Origin of the sequence: Calothrix anomala FACHB-343 (assembly GCF_014696435.1) — a bacterium.
GTDB classification, from domain to species: domain Bacteria; phylum Cyanobacteriota; class Cyanobacteriia; order Cyanobacteriales; family Nostocaceae; genus Aulosira; species Aulosira anomala_A.
In genome coordinates this window covers 77,182-99,424 of record NZ_JACJQG010000025.1, presented here as the reverse complement: position 1 = coordinate 99,424, position 22,243 = coordinate 77,182, and the positions used below count along the sequence as shown (strand labels likewise).

Annotated in this window: 19 protein-coding genes and 1 pseudogene; 11 read left to right on the top strand and 9 right to left on the bottom strand. The window is 40.5% G+C overall.

Annotated features, from left to right (window positions below; genetic code table 11):
• Positions 1-64: 64 nt before the first annotated feature.
• Entirely contained in the window at positions 65-1,966 is a 1,902-nt protein-coding gene (locus H6G08_RS16245; protein ID WP_190544572.1) for a protein kinase domain-containing protein, read from the top strand.
• Between the two features lie 315 nt (positions 1,967-2,281).
• On the opposite strand, the gene H6G08_RS16240 is transcribed toward H6G08_RS16245, so the two are convergent.
• From H6G08_RS16240 to H6G08_RS16230, 3 genes are all read right to left on the bottom strand, one after another.
• The gene (locus H6G08_RS16240) at positions 2,282-3,499 is read right to left on the bottom strand and encodes a M20 family metallopeptidase (protein ID WP_190544569.1); all 1,218 of its coding nucleotides are present in this window, start codon (positions 3,497-3,499) and stop codon (positions 2,282-2,284) included.
• A 239-nt stretch (positions 3,500-3,738) separates the two neighbouring features.
• Complete coding sequence (gene bioD / locus H6G08_RS16235) at positions 3,739-4,416, bottom strand: dethiobiotin synthase (protein WP_190544566.1); 678 nt, start codon at positions 4,414-4,416, stop codon at positions 3,739-3,741.
• 164 nt (positions 4,417-4,580) lie between these two features.
• Positions 4,581-6,257, bottom strand: coding sequence for a serine/threonine-protein kinase (locus H6G08_RS16230; RefSeq protein WP_190544563.1), 1,677 nt, complete (start codon positions 6,255-6,257; stop codon positions 4,581-4,583).
• Between the two features lie 744 nt (positions 6,258-7,001).
• Here H6G08_RS16230 and H6G08_RS16225 point away from each other — a divergent pair.
• Complete coding sequence (locus H6G08_RS16225) at positions 7,002-8,024, top strand: ribose-phosphate pyrophosphokinase (RefSeq protein ID WP_190544560.1); 1,023 nt, start codon at positions 7,002-7,004, stop codon at positions 8,022-8,024.
• 176 nt (positions 8,025-8,200) lie between these two features.
• Positions 8,201-8,776, top strand: a complete 576-nt coding sequence (locus tag H6G08_RS16220; RefSeq protein WP_190544558.1) for a Uma2 family endonuclease — start codon at positions 8,201-8,203, stop codon at positions 8,774-8,776.
• A 13-nt stretch (positions 8,777-8,789) separates the two neighbouring features.
• On the opposite strand, the pseudogene lepB reads toward H6G08_RS16220, so the two are convergent.
• From lepB to H6G08_RS16205, 3 genes and pseudogenes are all read right to left on the bottom strand, one after another.
• A pseudogene (gene lepB / locus H6G08_RS37520) lies at positions 8,790-9,341 on the bottom strand (signal peptidase I); the annotation flags it as partial.
• 985 nt (positions 9,342-10,326) lie between these two features.
• Positions 10,327-11,259, bottom strand: a complete 933-nt coding sequence (locus H6G08_RS16210; RefSeq protein WP_190544552.1) for a calcium-binding protein — start codon at positions 11,257-11,259, stop codon at positions 10,327-10,329.
• A gap of 232 nt (positions 11,260-11,491) precedes the next feature.
• A complete protein-coding gene (locus H6G08_RS16205) occupies positions 11,492-11,644 on the bottom strand; it encodes a hypothetical protein (RefSeq protein WP_190544548.1) in 153 nt (50 codons plus the stop codon).
• Positions 11,645-11,898: 254 nt separating this feature from the next.
• Here H6G08_RS16205 and typA point away from each other — a divergent pair, with 254 nt between their 5' ends.
• The 4 genes from typA (at position 11,899) to H6G08_RS16185 (ending at position 16,058) form a co-directional block, all read left to right on the top strand.
• The gene (gene typA, locus H6G08_RS16200) at positions 11,899-13,689 is read left to right on the top strand and encodes a translational GTPase TypA (protein ID WP_096642436.1); all 1,791 of its coding nucleotides are present in this window, start codon (positions 11,899-11,901) and stop codon (positions 13,687-13,689) included.
• Between the two features lie 329 nt (positions 13,690-14,018).
• Positions 14,019-15,014, top strand: a complete 996-nt coding sequence (locus H6G08_RS16195; RefSeq protein ID WP_190544545.1) for a hypothetical protein — start codon at positions 14,019-14,021, stop codon at positions 15,012-15,014.
• 26 nt (positions 15,015-15,040) lie between these two features.
• Positions 15,041-15,814, top strand: coding sequence for a hypothetical protein (locus H6G08_RS16190; RefSeq protein ID WP_190544542.1), 774 nt, complete (start codon positions 15,041-15,043; stop codon positions 15,812-15,814).
• 67 nt (positions 15,815-15,881) lie between these two features.
• Positions 15,882-16,058, top strand: coding sequence for a hypothetical protein (locus H6G08_RS16185; protein WP_242046174.1), 177 nt, complete (start codon positions 15,882-15,884; stop codon positions 16,056-16,058).
• Positions 16,059-16,134: 76 nt separating this feature from the next.
• Here H6G08_RS16185 and H6G08_RS16180 read toward each other — a convergent pair whose 3' ends face one another.
• Positions 16,135-16,338, bottom strand: coding sequence for a type II toxin-antitoxin system HicB family antitoxin (locus H6G08_RS16180; protein ID WP_190544539.1), 204 nt, complete (start codon positions 16,336-16,338; stop codon positions 16,135-16,137).
• A gap of 128 nt (positions 16,339-16,466) precedes the next feature.
• On the opposite strand from H6G08_RS16180, the gene H6G08_RS16175 reads away from it, so the two are divergent.
• Positions 16,467-17,054 (top strand): Uma2 family endonuclease, encoded by a 588-nt coding sequence (locus H6G08_RS16175; protein WP_190544536.1) that lies wholly within the window; start codon positions 16,467-16,469, stop codon positions 17,052-17,054.
• Between the two features lie 72 nt (positions 17,055-17,126).
• Here the strand turns inward: H6G08_RS16175 and H6G08_RS16170 are convergent, their stop codons facing one another.
• On the bottom strand, positions 17,127-18,317 hold the full coding sequence (locus H6G08_RS16170; RefSeq protein ID WP_190544532.1) for a type IV pilus twitching motility protein PilT: 1,191 nt from the start codon (positions 18,315-18,317) through the stop codon (positions 17,127-17,129).
• A 347-nt stretch (positions 18,318-18,664) separates the two neighbouring features.
• Between H6G08_RS16170 and H6G08_RS16165 the strand changes: the two genes are divergently transcribed.
• The 3 genes from H6G08_RS16165 (at position 18,665) to H6G08_RS16155 (ending at position 21,009) form a co-directional block, all read left to right on the top strand.
• The gene (locus H6G08_RS16165; RefSeq protein WP_190544529.1) at positions 18,665-19,822 is read left to right on the top strand and encodes a DUF58 domain-containing protein; all 1,158 of its coding nucleotides are present in this window, start codon (positions 18,665-18,667) and stop codon (positions 19,820-19,822) included.
• A 222-nt stretch (positions 19,823-20,044) separates the two neighbouring features.
• A complete protein-coding gene (locus H6G08_RS16160) occupies positions 20,045-20,386 on the top strand; it encodes a ferredoxin thioredoxin reductase catalytic beta subunit (RefSeq protein WP_190544526.1) in 342 nt (113 codons plus the stop codon).
• 230 nt (positions 20,387-20,616) lie between these two features.
• Positions 20,617-21,009, top strand: a complete 393-nt coding sequence (locus H6G08_RS16155; RefSeq protein ID WP_190544523.1) for a DUF309 domain-containing protein — start codon at positions 20,617-20,619, stop codon at positions 21,007-21,009.
• 241 nt (positions 21,010-21,250) lie between these two features.
• Here the strand turns inward: H6G08_RS16155 and H6G08_RS16150 are convergent, their stop codons facing one another.
• A complete protein-coding gene (locus tag H6G08_RS16150) occupies positions 21,251-21,898 on the bottom strand; it encodes a DUF4142 domain-containing protein (RefSeq protein ID WP_242046173.1) in 648 nt (215 codons plus the stop codon).
• Between the last annotated feature and the right edge of the window lie 345 nt (positions 21,899-22,243).

Sequence of the window (22,243 nt, the reverse complement as noted above, 5' to 3'; positions counted from 1 at the left end):
GGAGGAAAATTTGGAGATATTGATTAGCATCTGGAAATTTGGGTGTTAACTCTGGGGAGGGAATATGATCGGTAAGCTACTAGACCATCGTTACAAAGTAATTAAAGTCCTCGCTACGGGAGGATTTGGTCAAACCTACATTGCACAAGATACTAGACGACCGGGTAATCCTATTTGTGTGGTTAAGCATCTCAAGCCGAGTAGTTCTGACCCCAGAGTTTTTGACACAGCCAAGCGCTTGTTTAACAGCGAAGCCGAAACTTTAGAAGTTTTGGGACAACATGACCAAATACCTAGACTCTTAGCTTATTTTGATGAAAAACAAGAGTTTTATTTAGTCCAAGAATTTATTGACGGTAATACTTTAAGTGAAGAACTGTTACCTGGTCAGCGCTGGAGTGAAAATCAGGTAATTCATTTATTGGTAGAAATTCTGAGCGTTTTAGAATATGTTCACAGCCAAGGTGTAATTCACCGCGATATTAAGCCAGATAACATTATTCGTCGTAGTTCTGATAGTAAATTAGTTTTAGTAGACTTTGGCGCGGTTAAACAATTACGCACACAATTAGTTACGGCTGGGGTGCAGCCAAGTGCCACAATTGTCATTGGTACTCCTGGTTATATGCCTACAGAACAGGGACAAGGTAAACCCCGTCCGAATAGCGATCTTTATTCTTTAGGTATTATTGCTATCCAAGCTTTAACTGGAGTTCCAGCCGGCGCTTTGCAAGAAGACCCGAATACAGGCGAACTTTTATGGCAGCATTTAGTAAATGTGAATTCTGAGTTAGCTGCTATTTTGACAAAAATGGTACGCTATCATTTTAAAGACCGCTACCAAAACGCCACAGAAGCGCTACAAGCTTGCAAACAGTTTATGGTGCCAATGGCGGTTGGTACTAAATTCCCAGAATTACAGCAAAATATTAGCAATCAAGCTCAAGTTAATAAAACTCCTACTCAAGCATTACAACAAAAAACTGTTGCAGTTGCACCAGCGAATAAAGTAGCTGCTAAACCTGTTCCTATTCGTCCCGATTCTAATAAACCAGATCCATTACCTTTTATCGTCGGGTTGATGTTAGCGGGTGGTGCTGCGGCTGTTGTGACAAATGTTTATCCTAGTATCAAAAATTTTGCAGCAAATTTAACAGGTAATAATGATGCTGCTGTAGCTAACAAATGTTTAGCTGTTGTGGTGGGTAATTCTAATATTCGTTATGAACCAAGTGCGATTCATTCTGATAATGTAGTGCAAACAGTGACCAATAATAGTAAGTTTGAGGTAACTGGTAAACGCACTAAATTGGGATGGGTACAAGTAAAACTTAACTCCGGAAAATCCGCTTGGGCACATTCAGATGTCATCGCCAATAATGACCAATGGATTGCTTGTTTGCGCGATAAAGGGATTGCAATTAAGACAGTAAATGATAATACTTTAATTGCCGATCGCCCTTTGCCCAAACCTCAACCTCCTAAAGTAGCAACTTCATCAACCAATCAATCAGATGCATTTCGTTCCGATCCATTTACTTCTAATGGAGAAAAAACAGAGCGATCGCAGTCTACAGATAACAGCGTGCAAGTGTTGGAACAAGCCAAGGAAAAGTATAATTCCGGGGATTTATGGGGAGCGATCGCTCTACTCAAATCTGTACCTAAAACAGCCGCTTCTGATTTTCAAGAAACTGCGGATATGATTGCACAATGGCAACAAGATTGGGCGAAAGCTGATGCTTTATTTAATGATATCAATACCGCTTTAGGAGAAGGTCAATGGGATAAGGTTTTGGATTATCAAAAACATCCCGAAAAACTGCCTAATATTAAATATTGGCAAGATAAAATGTCTCCCTTATTTCAAAAAGCTGCGGACAATTTAGCTAAACAGGGACAACCTCAAACTGAACAAAAAGGTAATAGCGATTTGCAAACTCAGGAGAAATCAAAGGGTCAATAGTCAATAGTCAATAGTCAATAGTGATAATTTTACAGCGATTTTCAGGTAAATAGACCACACTGTAGGGGCACGGCATCGACCAATCTTTCGGTACATACAATAATTTTACTGGTGCCGTGCCCCTACTACTACAGATGTGGTTCTCAACCTCTTACTCTCTGCGCCTCTGTCTTGAAAAGTTCAGATCGGAGGAAACCTCCGCTCCGACTTTTCGCTGCGTCTCTGCGTGAGACAAAAATCATACCACAAATAAGCAACGCCGAATTTTGCAAGAGGTTTATTAATCACCAATGACTATTGACTATTGACTATTGACTAATTCAAAAACCTCTCGACAAATCTAATAAATATTTCCACACCCATTGGTAAGGCGGTTTCATCAAAATCAAACCGGGGATGATGATGGGGATAAGCTAAGTCTTTTTCAGGATTTGCAGAACCAAGGAAGAAATAGCAACCAGGAACTTCTTGCAAGAAAAAGGACATATCTTCACCACCCATTGTTTGACATTCTGGGACAATTCCGATGGGTGTTTCTACAACTTCTGCAGCGATGGATCGCACTAATTCAGCAATACCCGCATCATTAATTACTGGGGGATAAAGTGATACATATTCAAAGTCATAACTTGCGCCATGACTGTGACACAATCCAGCAATTATTTGCTCAATTCGCTGGTGAAAATATCCTTGAAAGGCTGGGTTAAAATACCTGACTGTACCTTTCATATTCGCGGTGTCAGCAATGACATTGTGTGCTGTACCAGCATGAAGCGCGCCTACAGTCACCACAGCAGAATCAATAGGATTAACGTTACGTGCCACAATGGTTTGTAAGGCGTTGACAATTTGGGCGGCGACAACAATCGAATCTACGGTTTGATGGGGTATTGCGCCATGTCCACCTTTACCGCGAATTGTACAATCAAACAATTCTACAGCTGCCATTAATGCCCCAGGACGCACGCCAACGGTTCCCAAGGGTAAGTTATTCCACAGGTGTAAGCCAATAATTGCATCTACATCTGGGTTCTTCAGTACCCCAGCTGCAATCATGGGTTTTGCACCTCCCGGCCCTTCTTCTGCTGGCTGGAAGATAATTTTTACAGTACCAGCAAAATCATCGCGGTGCTGCTGGAGATAGTAAGCTGTACCTAGTGCGATCGCAGTATGTCCATCATGTCCACAAGCGTGCATTACTCCATCATGCTGGGAACAATAGGGTACTTGATTGAGTTCCTGGATGGGTAAAGCATCCATATCCGCACGAATCGCCAATACCTTATCGTTACCGGGTTTGTTACCTTTAACGATCGCCACAATTCCAGTTTTCGCTATACCGGTTTGATGCTCAATTCCCCATGCTTGCAACTTTTGGGCGATAAACTCAGCTGTGAGTTTTTCTTGAAAACCTAACTCTGGTTTTTGATGTAGCGATCGCCTCCATTCTACCAGTTGCGTTTGCAATGAACGAATCGACAGGCGAACGTGAGATAAGTCAACAGTACCGGGATTTGGGAAGGTAGAAACCATTGTGAAGACACGCTAGTAGAAGACAACTGGTGGAAACGCTTAAGCTAATGCGCGTCTAAATTGCAAAACTATCAATCAGGGCTGTCAACCTTTGTAGGGGCGGGTTCACCGATATCCTCATTTATTAACAAAGATCCAAATAAACCCGCCCCTACATATCAACCATCAACAGCCTTCACGATAAATTGTGCAACTTAAAAGCAGAATAGCTGATGAGTTATGTTCTCAGTGTATCGTTATCAAAAATTTAGTGTTTCTAAATTTAAATTGGAGGCTACTTGGGCTAGTTTATCTAAATCAGTCAGGTTATCGAGATGAGGTAAACAGCCTAAAACTGGAATATGGGTGAGCGATTGAATTAACTCTGGTGGCGTTAAATCAGCTATTTCTGCATCGGAACGGGGTTGCACGCAGTTAAGCACAATCCCTTTTAAATCGATCCGCGCTTGTCTAGCTAAGGCGACGTTAGCTACTGCTTGTGCGATCGCGCCTAATCTCACTGGTACTACTAAAATTGTCGGTAAATGCCAATCTCCGGCTAAGTCTGCTACCGTCAATTCATCGGTGATAGGCGAACCTAAACCCCCCAATGATTCTACAAGCACAAATTCCCGTTGCGATCGCAATTTAGAAAAAGCTTGCCAAACTACAGCTAAATCAACTTGGCGATTTTCCTTAGCGGCGGCGATTGGGGGTGCGAGAGGTGCTTGAAAATACAACGGTGTAATTTCTTCCGCCGTTTGCTGTAGGGAAAACAGCTTTTGATACCACTCGCGATCGCCTTCTCCCGATTGAATTGGTTTCATAATTCCCCAGTTACGCTGGGGAAAATATTTTTGCCAATAGGCTGCTAATGCTGTTGTTAAAACAGTCTTACCCGCCTCAGTATCAGTGCCAGTAATTAGTAATGTATTCAACAATTTATTCTAGAAAAATTCACTAACATCTTCTATAGTTATTTCTCATTATACTTATATTTATATTTATTTACAAGCAGTTTATTGGCTATAAATTATCTTGGTTTCATAACCAATAAACTATTAATTACCATCTGTATATATTGGTAAATTTACATTTAATTTTATGGGCTAGTATTTGGAGTAGGTATATCAATTGGCTCTTCTGTTGCAGTCGGAGTTGGTGTTGGCGTTGGCGTCTCGCTAGGCGTTGGCGATGGCGATGCTGTAGGGCTTGGTGTCGGCGTGGGTGAGATTATTGGCGATAGGGTAGGGGTTGGTGTAGGTGTAAATGTAGGTGTCGGTGTTTCCCTAATTAATTTTTCTAATCCAACTGTGAGAATATAATCGCTTTCCGCAATTCCCGGTTCTAAACTTAATTGAATCGTGTATCTACCTGTTAGGAGTAATCTGCCATCATAAGATGGAACTTGATTGGCTAAATTATCAATTGGTTGTTTCTTATTATCTAAAATCGATAAAATAATCCCATTACCTTGTTCAACTACAGCAGTTAATCTTTGACCTTTTTGCGCCGCAAAACTATACTGAACTATTTGATTCTCCTTAATAGTATTTTCTACTGTAGCTGTATTTCCTGCGCCAAAAATCAGGCGCTTACTCAAAATCACAGGTTCAGTATTAGTTGGTGTAGGTGAAGGTGTTAAACTACCACCAGAAATAATCGGTGAAGGAAAAGTTTGTGCTGGTGTTTCTTGAGGTGTTTTTGGCTGACTGCGAATTGAACTGACTAAAGCCCAAGAACCAACACCGGCTAAGATAACTACAGCACTACCAATAGCCCCAACCGCTAACGGATTATCTAAAACAGAACTACTATTGCTGGGTGGAATGGCTGGTGCTGGGCGATTAGGTGAAGGTGATGGTACTGGTTGAGGTTGACGCCCGCCTACAGCAACAGTTTGGATATTAGAGGTATTATTAGGAATAGGGGCAGTAGGACGATCGATAGCTTGTAATGCGGCGATGACATCACTTGCATTTTGATAGCGATCGCTTGGACGATAATTTAACATCCGATTAATAATCTCGGCAAATTGGGGATTAACCCGCACAAACTGTTGCCAATTCCACGATAATTGATTCTCATCAAATAACTCTCTTGGTTCTCTACCAGTCAGCAACACAATCGCTGTCACAGCTAGTGCATATAAATCGCTATTAGGGTAAGCTTGTCCTGCTTGCATCTGTTCGCTGGGAGAATAACCTAATTTTCCCACACTAGTCACCGGCGCTGTACTATCAGGCGATTGCAAGCGAGTTGCTAATTCTTTCACCACCCCAAAATCAATTAAAACGGGTTTCGAGTCGCTCTCTCGTAAAATAATATTCTCTGGAGAAATATCGCGGTGAATAATTCCCCGACTATGAATATGCTCTAATACAGGTAATAACGACCGTATTAACAGTAATACTTCATTTTCTGTCAAATTTTGACCCAAAGCTTGGCGTTCTGAGAGTATATTCCGGTAAGTTTTCCCTGCAATATAATCTTCCACCAAAAACAAGCGCTGGTCTTGCTCAAATCTTTCGCGGAATTTGGGAACTTGGGGATGTTCGATTTGATATAAAATCGCAGCTTCTCGCTGAAACAGTTCTTGCGTCTTCTCCCACATCGAAGTTCCCACAGTCGTAGGAGTTAATTCTTTGATAGCGCAAAGTTCATTAAACCGTCTTTGATCTTCTACTAAATAAGTTCTAGCAAATCCCCCTTGTCCGAGAATTTGAATAATGCGATAACGATTTTGTAAGATAGTGCCAACTGTAATCGGTGGTTGCATAATTGTGGGATAAGTGTTCTGTCAAGATAGGTTTCAGGCTTGACGATATTTACTTGCGGCGATATTCTACCCTACCTCATGGGCAAATATGTCCACTGCCATCATATTTAGGCATTTTCGCGAAAATCTGCCTACAAAGAATCAGACTAGCTCAACTTTATTGTTACACTCTCTTTGTCAGTACCTGATACCTGGGATATAAACAATCCTCAAGCAACCGCCTGAAATATCATCTATAAGGCTGATGACAAAAAATTTCCTTTGCTAATTTCTCTCTTTAACTTTGCCTTAACTGTGGTACCCTAGCTAACGGTAAACAGATAGGCATACAGGTATTGTGTGTAAACCCTGATAACTCAAATTTTTGTTTGCTTGTGCAGTTAGTATCATAGGATTGTTAGCTGCTACTTAAGTGTTGAATTATTCATATTCGACTCTAGAATATCTCGGAGTAATGACGTTGGAAATGTAAAAATTATGTACCACATTCCCTAAATATGTAGGTATAACTAACAATCTCCCCACAAAAATCTGAGATGTGAAATTTTTCTGAGTTCAAGCAAAAATCCGAACAATGGCTCTAGTTAATAAAGTTGTTGTTCAGTTAAGCTATCAGTAGTTTGTTTACCAAACTTAGTCAAAAATTAGCAAATCATAATTTTCGGGAGAAATGTTTTAACTTTTACAGATATTTTTTTACACAATTCCGGTTAAATTTGCTAAATTGCTGATGTTAAGATTGCCATGAATGCACATCGAGGATCTGCTGTGCTCAGTTCTGCAACTTTATCTAAAGTGCAGCCAGTTGCAACAGGAATAACTGAAAATAATCGCCTGCGGCTGTTTTCTGGCTCTGCCAATTTACAACTGTCTCAAGAAGTCGCTCGCTACCTGGGCATGGACTTAGGCCCCATGATCCGAAAAAGGTTTGCGGACGGCGAACTCTATATTCAAATCCAGGAGTCTATCCGGGGTTGTGATGTCTATCTCATCCAGCCGACTTGTCAGCCGGTTAACGATCATTTAATGGAATTGCTGATCATGATTGATGCCTGTCGGCGAGCTTCTGCACGCCAGGTAACAGCAGTAATTCCTTATTATGGTTATGCGCGGGCCGATCGCAAAACAGCAGGAAGAGAATCCATTACTGCGAAATTGGTTGCTAACCTAATCACGCAAGCAGGAGCCAACCGTGTTTTGGCAATGGACTTACACTCAGCTCAGATTCAGGGTTACTTCGACATACCTTTCGATCATGTTTATGGTTCGCCAGTCATATTAGACTATCTGGTGAGTAAACAGCTATCAGATATTGTGGTAGTTTCTCCTGATGTTGGTGGTGTAGCCAGAGCTAGAGCATTTGCTAAAAAGCTGGGTGATGCTCCCTTGGCGATTATTGATAAACGTCGTCAGGCTCACAACGTCGCCGAAGTCATGAATGTAATTGGTGATGTTAGGGGTAAAACTGCTGTTTTAGTGGACGATATGATCGACACTGGCGGCACAATTTCTGAGGGTGCAAAATTACTGCGTGAAGAAGGAGCGCGTCAGGTATATGCCTGTGCGACTCATGCAGTATTTTCCCCACCAGCAGTTGAGCGGTTGTCTCTTAGTGGCTTGTTTGAGGAAGTTATCGTTACCAACACGATTCCTATTCCAGAAAGCAATCGTTTTCCGCAACTGGTAGTGCTTTCAGTGGCTAATCTACTCGGAGAAACCATCTGGCGAATTCACGAGGATACTTCAGTAAGTAGTATGTTCCGCTAGCAAAAAAATGACTGTTACAGTCGATACAGTTCTGCGTAAACAAGTGTGAAGTCTGAAGTTTGAAGTAGAAAATTTTTCTTGCTTCATTCTTCAACCTTCATAGTTAGGGGAATCTGTCGCTAAAATTTCTTATTCTCTGTAGCGATCGCTCTTTTATCCCATAATGTGAAAGCATCATGAACAGCGAAACCGTAACCTGGCAATCTTTGTATCAGGTTACAGATAGAGAATTAATGCAGATGAGTTCGCAAAACCCAGAACTGCGGTTTGAGCGCAATGCTGATGGAACTATAGATACTATGCCACCAACTGGAGGAATTTCTGGCAATCGCGAAATCAAAGCCGGAGCTTATCTATTAAATTGGGTAGAAAGTCAGGATTTAGGCGAAGTTTTTAGTGCCAGTACAGGTTTTAGATTACCAAATACTGCTGTGCGTTCTCCTGATGCTGCTTTTGTCGCTAAAGGACGCTTACCAATCGGTTGGGATGAGCAAGAAGATCAGTTTATCAATTTAGCACCAGATTTCGTCATAGAAATTCGTTCCCAAAATGATAGTTTGGAAAAACTCAAAGCCAAGATGGCAGAGTATATTGCTAACGGTGTCCGGTTGGGATGGTTAATTGACCGTCAAAATCAGCAAGCTTTAGTTTATCGCCAAGATGGTTCAATCACTCAATATCCAGCCACAGCCACTTTGAGTGGTGAAGATGTTGTACCTGGATTTACCTTGCTATTAAAAAAGTTATTGTAATCGCCAAGCCTGACTATTCAATAATGCCAATGCGGTTAAAAGGGAAAAATCTTTTGCTGACTTTACCAATAATCAATTCACGAGGTACAACTCCCCAGCAACGTCCATCGTAGGAACTATTGCGATTATCACCTAAAGCTAAGTAAGATGCAGGTGGTATAGTAACTGGTTTTGCTAGGTAAGGTTGCTCAAATCCTGATGTACAAACATCAATTAAAGTTCTCTGATTAGAACTCAAGTACTTGTTTTCTGGTAAAGCTTGGTTGTTAATATAAACCTGCCCATTCTTCAATTCTACTTTTTCACCAGGTAGCCCAACAATACGCTTAATAAACGCATCCTGGTATCCTTCCTTTTGTAAGGCTTCGGTAGGTGCAAAAACTATAATGTCTCCACGTTGAGGATTTTGAAAGCGATAGTTAAGCTTATTAACAATAACCTTATCTGCCTCCCATTGGTTTGGAGTACCGTGCAGAGTTGGTTCCATAGCGCCTGAAGGTATCCATCTAGCTTCAGCTAAATATGTTCTCAGAAAAAATGCAGTGCCTACAGCTAATAAACCTGATATTGCTATCAGTATTGCGATGATTAATGCCCAATTTTTTGACCTTTGACGATGCACTGGGGAAAACACATACGCTAGATATGAAATCACAGCATAAATAATCGCTGGGAGAAATCTTGATATACCTGAAGAAACAATTATCAAGATAACTGCGAATATGCCAAATAACCACTTACCAATATAGAAGTGACCGATACCTAAAAATAGCTGTGACAGGAACATAGCCAGCCAAGGATCTTTACTTTGTCTGCGTAGTTCCTCGAATTCTGGAGTATTTCGACTTTTTGCTGCATTATAAGCATCGAAAATATTCCACACCCAGACACAAAAAAGACTTACTAAAAGACCAAAGCCGATAATTATATTACCTTCAGAACTGAGTATAAGCCACAATGCAGTTATATATAAAGCAATATCAATAAATATAAGAGAATATCCCTGAACTTTTTTTCCTGAATATATTTGTCCTAGCCCAGGAAATATTTTTGATAAGTTTACGGCTAGCCAAGGTTCTTTAGACATATCAAATCACTCTTGTGTGAAAATGATGTAAAACAGAGATTTTATAAGTAATCATAAGCTGTTACGCATTTAAATTGTATATTTCGCACTCAGGTTATCAAAAGTTAAGAGTACAAAGTCAAAGCTAGTCTTTGACCTTGGACTATTGACCCTTGACAGTCCTAATACCAATTCAAAATTCAAAATTCAAAATTCAAAATTCAAAATTAAGACTTTCCGTTCGCTGATTTTCACCTCAGAAAAAGGAATTAAATCTTGCAGAGTAATGGTTCTAGCAAATAAAGAGAGAAAGGCATTTTCATGGCGGAAAGAATCTGTTTTTGAAGCTGATTAAGAGGCGTAATAAAAGTTGTATCTGTGCGTGCGATTTCTGTTGGTAATTCTTAGGCTCGAATCATTTGTCTTCCCAACTTGATTTCGATTTCCTGCCTTGCCTGTGATTGAAAGCCTAATTCTTTAATAACTAGAAATAAATAAATTGATTGGAGTTAGTCAGACTAAGATCGAACTTATCCTTTACTAGGGCAACTAAGTCTGTACCAAAACGTATTCCCGTTCCTTCAACTCCATTAAGCGTCATACGGTCAAGCGAGTATTCACTTGGACTACCAGCTAGTTGAATACGGTCATACCCATAACCACCCTGAAAGTCACGAATAATAGCATAGTCCGCATTACCTCCACCTTGATAATCCTGTATCGTACGAAGCACACCGTTGTACGTTACACGATAACCAAAGCTGAATGTATCACCTTCAGTTCCACCCCAAAGATTATCTACAGTATTCCTACTCTCATAAGAGAAATCAGAATAGGTAATCTTAGAGGCTGCACGTATAAGGTCATAACCCGCACCACCATAAACGCTATCACTATTTAAACCACCAATAAGGAGGTCGTCGCCATTGTCTCCATAGAGGGTATCATTACCTTCTTCTCCATAAAGGTCATCATTACCTCCACCACCACGGATAGTATCATTACCTATACCACCGAATATATAATCTCTACCATCCCCACCATTAGCTGAGTCTGCACCAGAGTATAAGTAAATCCTATCAGTATCTTGACCACCAATAACTGTATCATCACCATCACCAGCATCGACAAGATTATACTCGTTACCTGTGATTAATTGAGCTCTGCCTAGGTCTATGTAATCGTTACCATTACCAGCGCGTACTATGTCAGCACCATCGCCACCGTAAATTCTATCGTTACCATCATTACCATCAAGGCTATCATTACCACCTAAACCGTAGATAGTGTCATCACCACCCAAGCCTTTGATAGCATCAGCACTATTAGTACCAGTGAGCGTGTTAGCATTGTTATCGCCATTGATAATAGCCATATTTTGATTCTCCTTGAGTACACAGGTTTTAGTGAAGCACATTCATCAATGGAAATCAAAACCTTCATTGCCAACTGGAGTTGTTGAGATTGTGGATCTTTCTTCTTCTTCAATCTGTTTCTTTCTTCCGTCCAATACTCCAGGAATTTCAATGCCTTAGCCTGAGGTTCTTTACCTGCCTTACCGATTTACTTCCAGAATCAAAACCGAATCACTGGCTTGATGTTTTTGTTAAATATCGCTTTGCGAGTTTTTACCTTGATGGAGTTTGTTGTCAGGCTTGCACTCCAACAAGCTCAATTTTAATGACAACGTCGGAACCATTATGACTGCTAGCGCGGTAAGTGATACCAAAGCCACCCTCGCCTAATTCCTGTTCAATCTTATACTTACCACCCTGCAACTGCTGTCCCGATTTCCAAAGCATAGTCACAAATTATCAGTCGATTACTAAGTCAATTTTGGCACAACGGTAATTATTGTTTCTCGAGATGGTCGTTGCCAAGTTGAAATTTAAAGTAATGGCTAAAAAAGTCCCCGGAATTGTGACGATTAAGCTAGAATTGTTAAAGCTTCTTTACAGAGTTTGTACTTTATCCTCAATTCTGTTAAAACAGCCTAGCATCATAACATTTACGATGTACATCTGAAAACCCCCTCTAGAGTTCACAAAAAGTTTCTATGACGCTCCCAATTCGTAACGTCGCCATTATTGCCCACGTAGACCACGGCAAAACCACCCTGGTTGATGCACTCCTCAAACAATCCGGCATCTTCCGAGAAGGTGAAGACGTTCCGGATTGCGTCATGGATTCCAACGCCTTGGAACGGGAACGGGGAATTACCATCCTCTCGAAAAATACAGCAGTTCGTTACAAAGAAACCTTAATCAATATTGTTGATACCCCAGGTCACGCTGACTTCGGCGGTGAAGTCGAACGTGTACTTGGCATGGTTGATGGTTGTATCCTGATTGTCGATGCCAATGAAGGCCCGATGCCGCAAACACGCTTTGTGTTGAAAAAGGCTTTAGAAAAAGGACTACGCCCCATTGTTGTTGTCAATAAGATTGACCGTCCCCAAGCTGACCCCTACGGCGCAATTGATAAAGTATTAGATCTGTTCCTAGAATTAGGCGCAGATGAAGATCAGTGCGATTTCCCCTATTTATTCGCTTCTGGCTTGGCTGGTTATGCCAAAGACGACTTGGATGCAGAACCAGTGGATATGCAACCACTCTTTGAAGCTATCCTCCGCCATGTACCACCCCCAGTAGGTGATGTTAACAAGCCTCTGCAATTGCAAGTCACAACCCTAGATTATTCTGAATATCTAGGACGGATTGTTATTGGCAGAATTCACAACGGTGTGATTCGCGCTGGACAGCAAGCAGCTTTAGTAACAGAAAGTGGTGCAATTGTCAAGGCCAAAATCACCAAGTTGATGGGCTTTGAAGGCTTGAAGCGGGTGGATATGGAAGAAGCATCCGCAGGTTATATTGTGGCTGTGGCTGGTTTTGCTGATGCCAATATTGGGGAAACAATTACAGATCCTAATGAACCTCAAGCTTTACCACTAATTAAGGTAGATGAACCTACCTTACAGATGACCTTCTGGGTGAATGATTCACCATTTGCAGGTCAAGAAGGTAAATTGGTAACATCGCGCCAAGTACGCGATCGCTTGCTGCGAGAATTAGAAACTAACGTAGCTTTGCGTGTTGAAGAAACCGATTCTCCTGATAAATTCCTCGTGTCTGGTCGTGGAGAACTCCACCTGGGTATTTTAATTGAAACCATGCGCCGAGAAGGCTATGAGTTTCAAGTATCTCAGCCACAGGTAATTTACCGGGAAGTCAACGGACAACCTTGTGAACCTTATGAACTTTTGGTTCTTGATGTCCCCGCAGACGCAGTTGGTAGCTGTATCGAACGCTTGGGACAACGCAAGGGTGAAATGCAAGATATGCAACCCGGTAGTAACGAACGCACCCAGCTAGAGTTTGTTATCCCCGCCCGTGGTTTGATTGGTTTCCGTGGCGAATTCATGCGGATGACCCGTGGCGAAGGTATCATGAACCACAGCTTCTTAGATTACCGTCAGCTTTCTGGCGATATTGAAGCCCGTAACAAAGGCGTTCTCATCTCCTTTGAAGAAGGTGTATCTACCTTCTATGCGATGAGAAACGCTGAAGATAGAGGTGTATTCTTCATTACTCCTGGTACTAAAGTTTATAAAGGTATGATTGTGGGAGAACACAATCGTCCTCAAGACTTAGAACTGAATATCTGTAAAACCAAGCAGCTTACCAACCACCGTGCTGCTGGTGGTGATGAATTAGTGCAGTTACAAGCACCAGTAGATATGAGTTTGGAACGTGCTTTAGAGTATATCGGCCCAGATGAATTGGTAGAAGTTACACCTCAATCGATTCGCTTGCGCAAGATGTCGAAGAAGTTAGTAAAACGATAAATCAATCTGCTGAATTGATGTTGAAAGCCCGCAAATGCGGGCTTTTTATTTTTGTCATATGAGGTGAGCTTGCCCACATATATAAACGTTGTAAAAAAAGTACCTCTCGGTTATACTAACAAGTCAAGTATTTGAACAAATATTAGGAAGAGCAAACTGTGTCAAACTGCCCATATTGTGACACTCAAATTGATGAGGAATATAGCTTTTGCCTTAGCTGTGAACGGCAAGTGAAGTGTCTAAAGTGCAGCAAACATTTACTTAAAGATAAGAGCAAATGCCTCAAGTGTGGCACCTTAATTGACACTCCTAAGCTTCATTCTACTCCTATGAATAATTTCTCTCTTGAAGAGGAACAGTCAGACAAAAATTATTCAAGGAAGCTGAATCTATCTTTCACTGATACTGCAATTGATAAGGTTGCATCTGTTCTTGGTGGTTATGTTCCCTTAACTCCTCTTAAAGTTACGAAGCCTGCTTCAGTTCTGGAACAGCAAGCAATCTTACCTCCTTTTCAGCAATTAGAAGAAGAAGTTGATCTAAACAGATATGAAGATACCAAAGAACAGACAATTAATACTACTGTTCAAAGTTCCCCAGAAACTAACACACCTGCCAACTATTTTGAAATAGATGGACAAGGTGTTCTAGTTTCAAAGACTCCTGATTATAAAGGTAAAAATAAAAAGCTTCAACAACAGAGATTTAGCCTGCTTTATGTTTGGGCTTACAATATACTTTGCCACGAACCAGTCTTAAAAGACTATCTAAATCAAGCTGCTAAAGTGAATGGTATTTACGATAAAAATTACACAAGTTACTTGAATGATCTGGCAAGCCGCTATTTCGTAAAGTCTGATGGAACTTTTAAACTTAATCCTGGTGGACAGGCTGAAGTCAAGAAAATTATTGCAGAAATGCAAGATTCAGACTTAAAAGGTAATGAATATTGGAGTTCAAGCCGCAAAAATTCGAGTAAAGGTTCTCGTAAAACAAAAGAGGATACTCAAAACATTGAGCAGTGGATTCAAATGACATCGAGGTTTGACAGCTTTGATGTGAGAAAGCTAAATACTGCTGTTGAATATGCTCTTCTTGCTTTATACGATATTACCAAAGAGTTGAAAGCTCAAGATGCTGTGAAACCAGGATTAGCATACGACTACCTAGTTAAGAAATATAAAACAGTTTCTGTTAGTCAAAGCAATTTTTCAAAAGCTTTGACTAACACCAAAGACTACAGTAAATATTTCAGTCGAACCTCTGAAGGTTTATATTATCTTACACCTGATGCTGAAAGCTTTGTGGAGGGGTGGCTTATTTAGAGTATTTTTGGAAATTAAGACTAATCATGAGTGTTCTAAGATCCCAAATTGAAGCAGCTTTGTCTACAAAGCTACCTAAAGATATCGTTATTGCTTTGATTGAAGAATATCAACATATCAAGCAACAGTTTTTTCTCAGAAAATTTCAGCCAGCCGAATTAAATGCTGCTCGTTTCAGTGAGTGTATCCTACGTTTAATTGAGTTCTTAGACACAGGCAATTATACTCCGTTTGGCAAGCAACTAGATACTCAAAAAATCATAAATCGTGTTACTAGCAATACAAGCTTACCAGAAGGTATTCGCTTTTTTATTCCTCAGCTTACAAGGGTGCTTCTTGATATTAGAAACAAGAGAAATGTTGCTCATGTTGGTGGAGAAGTAAACCCAAACTACTCTGATTCGTTATTTGTATCACAGTCAGCCGATTGGATATTAGTTGAACTAATACGCAACTATCATATCAACAGCATTGATGAAGCAAGAAAAATTGTTGAAAGTATCAACGAGACAAAAATGCCCGTTATAGTAGAAGTTGGCAGCTTTATAAGAGTGCAGAACACTAAACTGAAAACGGATCAAAAAACTTTACTTATTCTATACTACAAGCAGCCAGATAAAGTCAGCGATACAGATTTAATAAAATGGATTAAATATGCCAATGTAAGTAGATATCGAAAAGAAATATTAAAATCATTAGATGACGAAGCTCTCATACATCATGAAAATGGTTTTTGTGTACTTCTGCCTAAAGGTATTGCTTATGTTGAGAAGAACATCAGTCCCGAACTAATTGTGTGACTTAGTACAGTTTACTGTGTCCATTAGTGAAGACTCCGTTAAACGAAAAGCGATTGGAGCGAAAAATATGTTATTTGAGTTCAAGCGTATCTATCTACCACCAGGACAAAAAGTATTATTGCAAGATGTCACTTGGCAAGAACTAGAAACAATTATTGAAGAATTAGGTGAGCATCGTGCAGCGCGAATTGCTTATGCCACGATTAAAGCTTTTCGTAATTGGGTGAGACAGAGTTCCAAATAAATTAAGTCAAATCTTCTTCTGTTAGATTGGCGATTTTCACCAATGCTTTTAATGTTCCAGGTTTCAAGTTCTGATTTCATACCGCAATCTCAACAATTTGAGCATTTGATTCTACTTGGTGACTACTATTTGCAACTTCCAACCATCCTTCAATTGCATCTTTTAGATTAACTAATACCTCTTCCATCGTTTCACCCTCAGTAATACAACCGGGTAGCGCTGGAACTTCAGCCCAATAACCACCTTCTTCTGCAGGATGAATAATTGCTTTTATTTTCATAATATTTTGTGTTAATTTACTCGTAGTTAATTAGACTAATATTTACTAGTTTGTAAAGCAAAATAATTTCATGCACAAAATTATAGCAAGAAATAAAACAGAAGAATTATGCTTCAAGAAACCTAATTATGACGAATATTGAGTTGACACAAGGAAAAATTATCGTCAAAGAAAGCACGACTCTTGAGGAGTTCTTAAAACTTCCCTACATTGAAGAGTCACCAGCTTGGGAATATATTAACGGAGAAGCGATTCAAAAACCTATGGGCGGTGCTAAACATAGTTTATTGCAAAAACGTTTAGTTTCTGTAATTGATAGTTTAGACAGTAACTATGAAGCTTTTCCAGAATTGCGTTGTACCTTTGGTAATCGTTCAGTAGTTCCTGATGTGGTTGTAATTTCTAGCAATCACCTACCACTAGATGAAAATGGTGAAATTATCAGCAGTGGGATTGATTTTGCACCTGCTTGGGTAATAGAAATTCTTTCGCCTGCTCAAAGTCAAACTAAAGTCACTGGCAATATTTTACATTGTTTGCGAAATGGCAGTCAGCTAGGATGGTTGATTGACCCAAGCGAGCGCTGCATTTTAGTTTATCAGCCTAATTCTTTGCCGGATTTGTTAACAGGTAAAGATATATTACCAGTATTAACAGATTTGAATTTGACACTCTCTGTTGATGATGTTTTTGCTTGGTTACAGCGCAAGATTTGACATGATTAACTACAGTAAGAAATTGGTAAGGGCACAACATATTGTGCCCCTACAAGAAACGATTATCTGCACTTACTGTGAACTGTAGCTATATGTTGTGTACACATCACGACGGGTGCTATGAGATGGATCTAACCCTTCATTGCGAGAACGACGACGCAAATCGCCAACATCTTGGGTAATGCTAAACGCATCCTCAATGCTAATTTGACCAGATAGCATTAATTCACAAAGGGCGTCATTCATGACTTTCATCCCTTCTTTGCTGCTAGCTTCCATCAAATCATAGGCTTCTGCTTCTTCACCTTTGAGTAGGTAATCTTGCATTGTGGGTGTATTGAGCAAAATTTCCATTGCAGCTGTACGTCCACCATCGGTTGTGGCGAGCAAATTTTGATTAATCACAGCGACTAAGGAATCGACTATTTGCACCCGCATGATTGGTTGTTCGTCAGGCTTATAGAGGTTGAGTAAGCGGTTAATTGAGCGAATGCTGTCTTGCGAGTGGAGTGTACCTAAGACTAGGTGACCGGTTTGTGCAGCTTTGAGGGCAGTATCGACCGTTACGCGATCGCGCATTTCTCCGATTAAAATTACATCAGGGTCTTCCCGCAACACTGACCGTAAAGCTTCATGAAATTCATGGGTATGCAAACCTACTTCCCGTTGGCTAATTAAGCAATTTTGGGATGTATGCACATATTCAATTGGGTCTTCAATGGTGACAATATGCTTTTGGGCAGTTTCGTTTAAATAGCGAATCATCGCCGCTATTGTGGTTGATTTTCCTGAACCTGTGGGGCCTGTAACTAATACTAATCCTTGCTTTTTATTAATAATATTTTTGAGAATTGGCGGCAAACCTAAGTTATCAATACTAGGCACATGCAAGGTAATTAACCGTAGTACCATAGCACCGCCGGTTAATGTTTCAAAACAGTTAACACGACAGCGAATAAATCCCGGATAAACTATGGCTGTATCCAGTTCTTTAGTTTTGGCAAACTGTTGTTTTCCTAAAGGAGTGAGAATTTCGTCTAAATATGCAGCAAAAATTTGTGGTGTGACTAATTCGCCTAATTCATAGACCTCCATTTGTCCGCGAATCCGAAATCGCGGTAATTCTCCAACGCGGATATGGATGTCTGAGGCTTGCTGAATATAAGCGTCGCGAACCATTTGCTGAATCGAGACTACCTTTTTTTGCTGTTTATGTGGAACAGGCGGAGGTGGTGGCGGTGGTAGTTGCAGTGCTTTGTCCATATAATTTTGCCATAGCAATGATTAGCTAATAAGCAACGGTTAAACTTAGCTGGGAAGATAAACTTTTGATTTTAGATTGCTGATGTTGAGATTTTTTAGCTACTGTTTCACGTTTTATATATGAGAAAAATCCAAGATATAAAATTGTTGGCGACAACAAAATATCTAGTTAATCTCAAGGGAATAGATTAACTGATTTAGTTTAAGTCAACCGTAGACTTACTTAGATTATCTAATCTACTACTTATAGAGATAATATTTTTATTTTTATAGTCATCTTCATCAATTCTTTAGGTAACTACGGAGGTTTTATAAATTTTCAACATGGGTAAGCTAAAAAGGGAATTATGAAAATTACTACACCCATGATTAATTGGTTACAAACCCGCGCTTGTGCGCCTGCATATAGTGGTTGGGTATTAGCAGGAATTGCATTGTGTTTTTTTGGTGCTGCTGTTAACACAATGGCTGGTTGGTTGTATGTGATTAGCGGAATTAGTTTTGCGTTGTTGATTGTGGCTGCTATTTTACCGCCGCGATCGCTTGTGGGGTTAACTGTCAAACGCCGTCCTATCCGACCAATATCAGCAGGTGATGAATTAACTGTAGAAATCGAAATTTACAATCAGACACAGCAATCAGTAAATTTACTGAAGGTTGAGGATGTTCTACCCTTTGTTTTAGGTAAACCGATTACCAAAGCGATAGAAACTATTCCGCCTCAAAGCCATTATCGTTGGGTGTATTACCAACCTACCCAGCGTCGGGGGGTTTATCGTTGGCAAAAACTTGAATTAGTTACGGGTGCGCCTTTAGGATTGTTTTGGTGTCGCCGTCAGCGTGAATGTCCAGCCACAGCGATTGTGTATCCTAGCGTCTTACCTCTGTCATACTGCCCTTTGGTTGATGAAATGGGGCAACAAGAAAGCTATACTAGCCATCTACGGGGTAAACCATTGCAAACAGAAACTAGTGGACTAGTGCGATCGCTACGTCCTTACCGCATAGGCGATCCTATTCGTCTGATTCACTGGCGTACTAGCGCCCGCTACGGGGAATTACGGGTACGGGAATTAGAAATTGTGACTAGTGGGCAGGAAATTATTATTGCTTTGGATAGTGCATCTCAATGGGAAACAGAAAACTTTGAACAAGCGGTAATAGCTGCTGCTTCATTATATTTTTATGCGCAAAGGCAAAACATGCAGGTAAGTCTATGGACAGCATTTACAGGTTTAATCAAAGGCGATTTGACAATTCAAGAAGCCTTAGCCGCTACTAACGCCCAAGAAGATAGCAAAACACCTTTACCTGAAGGCTTCCCGGTAATTTGGCTGACAGAAAATGCTGATAGTATTTCTGCTTTAAGTTCGGGAAGTCGCTGGGTTTTGTGGCAAAATACTTCTTTACCAGCAACACCAGTAGGAGTTAATCAAAATTCTTCTGGCATCATGGTGCAAAGCGACCAAGCACTACAACCCCAATTACAAAAACCATTGGTTTGATGCAAGATTTGGAGTTTAATTTGTGTGATATTTCAATATGTTGCTAAAAATTAATTCTTGTTGATAACTGCAATTTTTTTCTTCCCAGCAATCCAGAAATATCAGTCTTTAAGCAAACCTGAGACAAATTTAATTTCTCAGCTTGGGGAAATACCCCAGTAATAGCCCTCTAAGGCTGATGTACAATGCAAAGAAATGTTTAAATTATGAGCAGCCGATTCCATGATCTCACCAGAAGTTAACACAAAATCCAGCGATAAAAGCCTAGAGGCAATGCGGCATTTTTCCGAACAATACGCCAAGCGTACTGGAACATACTTCTGTTCTGAACCTTCTGTAACAGCAGTAGTGATCGAAGGGCTAGCCAAACATAAAGATGAACTTGGCTCACCCTTATGTCCCTGTCGTCACTACGAAGATAAAGAAGCTGAGGTCAATGCTGCGTATTGGAACTGTCCTTGTGTGCCGATGCGAGAACGTAAAGAATGCCATTGTATGCTGTTTCTAACATCAGATAACGAGTTTGCAGGCAATCAACAGGAAATTACCTTAGAGGTTGTTTGAAAAGTTTTTGGCTGTACCTTTTCACTTATTGATCCCCCCTACCCCCCCTTAAAAAAGGGGGGAAATACAATCAAAGTCCACGGCAGTTGCTTCAAGTCGGGAAACCCGCCCAACGCACTGCCTCCCCTTTTTAAGGGGGATTTAGGGGGATCTAAAACTTTTTGCTACCAACGACAGGACTTTTAAAACATCCTCTTAGAAACAATCAAAGAAGTGCGAGAAAGTATGGCATGAATGAGACCATGCCCTTAGAGTTTTGGCTAGGTGTAGAACAGTTCAATTCTGCACAGTTCTATGCCTGTCACGACACGTTAGAAGCTTTATGGATCGAAGCCAGCGAACCAGACAAAAGCTTCTATCAAGGGATTTTACAAATTGCTGTAGCGCTTTATCATTTGAGTAATCAAAACTGGCGAGGTGCTGTAATTTTATTGGGAGAAGGCAGTAATCGTCTGCGCCGCTATCCAGGAAATTATGCAGGCATTGATTTAGAAGCGCTATTGAGCCAGACTGGAGATTTATTACAAGCATTACAACAGACAGGCCCGGGTAAAACTGGTGCTGATGACTCTGGCGAAGCCGACACCTTACCCTTACCCAGAATTGAACGAATTAACGATTAGCGATTGGCCTTAGGGGTGCAGGCGCAATATGATATCAACTTTCAAAATAATCCCCCGAATGCATTCGGGGGATTAAGTGTCATTATCAAAAAGTAGTCAGTAGCCAAACTACTGACTATTACAGCGAATTACAAGTTGGTGAGGTACAGATAATCGTTAATTGTAGGGGCATTGGCACTGCCATGCCCCGAAGCGCGTACCTCATTTACCTGAAATATGGTGTAATTATTGACAGTTTGCTTTACTGAGCAGATGTCATCTTTTGCGCCATTTCTAAGTGTTGTCTGACAATCGGTGCAACTCCACTAGCAAACATTCTCAAATCAGCATCTAATCCTGTTTGCAAATAATTTTGATATTGAGCCAGTGTTTTTTGATGTGCTTGAGTCTGCGCTTGCATGTAAGCTTGGTCAAAATTCCTCCCTGATAAACCTTGCAGCTTGGTTAATAAGGCTTGGTTTTGGGAATCAAGTTCTGTTGGCAGTGTGACACCTTTAGCTTGCGCGATCGCAGTTAATTTTTGACTGGATGCTGTATGCTGTTTAATCATTTGCTGGGCAAAGTTACGCACAGCTCTATTTTGTGACTTTTGTAGTGCCAGCTGACTTGTTTGAATCTCAGTTAAGTCACTTTGGGCAGCTTGGTTCATAAATTCTATATCCGATGTGGTAACCGGAGTCTGAGAATTTGTAGGCTGCGGAATAGCTGTGGGAGTTGTAGCAGGCGTGCCATTTTGAGTCAAAATATTGCGATTTGAATTGTTTTGAGACTGAGAATTGCAGTCAGCTTGGGCAATGACTGGCAGACTAATGAAGGCGCTAGCGCTAGCTATGCCGATCAAGCTGGTAATCACCTTTTTCAGACTTTTAGTTTGATATAGCATATTCATTGATTGATATTGATTGGTTTGAATCTGGTAACAATCTTGTCGATCCCCAATCCAACCTGCCTGAGGCCACTTTGTGAAAAAAATTTTTGCTAATAGTTGTGGCAGGTTCGATTTATATTGATTTCTGATGACAAAGGTAGCTACTGAAGCGAGTGCAAAACTTCTACCACAGGAATAGGCTTGAATTCTCTCTGTGGAGGGACTGTAAAGTTATAAATAATATTTCTGGAAAACTTGACTTGATTTGACCAGACAGCTAATTATGGAAAAATAGCCTTGACCCATGCTTTCGGCAAAGGGTAGCCTGGTGTACAAAGAATATTAATATACTGAAAATTAATCAAG